1 protein-coding gene is annotated in these 285 nt (G+C 51.2%); it reads left to right on the plus strand.

The window, feature by feature from the left end; genetic code table 11:
• Positions 1-58 precede the first annotated feature (58 nt).
• Positions 59-259, plus strand: coding sequence for a hypothetical protein (locus DXA54_RS28360; protein ID WP_207903531.1), 201 nt, complete (start codon positions 59-61; stop codon positions 257-259).
• The last annotated feature ends 26 nt before the right edge of the window (positions 260-285 follow it).

Below are 285 nucleotides of genomic sequence, written 5' to 3' on the forward strand. Positions count from 1 at the left end.
AGGGGAGGCAGAAAACAAGGAAAAGGGCAGTACGGAAAGTAAAACAAGCCATACGGTTTTGCAAGCAAAACCATACTCCTATCTCCCTGCCACAAGTGACAGGGGGGAACGGGTTAGCAACGGACTGCCGGGACAAACGGTAAAAGGAAGGGACTGCAATACGGAAGAAGGAGGTTGTTTCGGCAATGCCGAAGCTCCGGATGATGACCATTGCAATCCCGCCCACGTTTGGAACTTCTCTTTTCTGGTTTACCCATAATCAGCCGCATAGCGGATGACTACGGG

The sequence above is a fragment of the Bacteroides sp. OF03-11BH genome (genome assembly GCF_003604005.1).
GTDB lineage: Bacteria > Bacteroidota > Bacteroidia > Bacteroidales > Bacteroidaceae > Bacteroides > Bacteroides ovatus.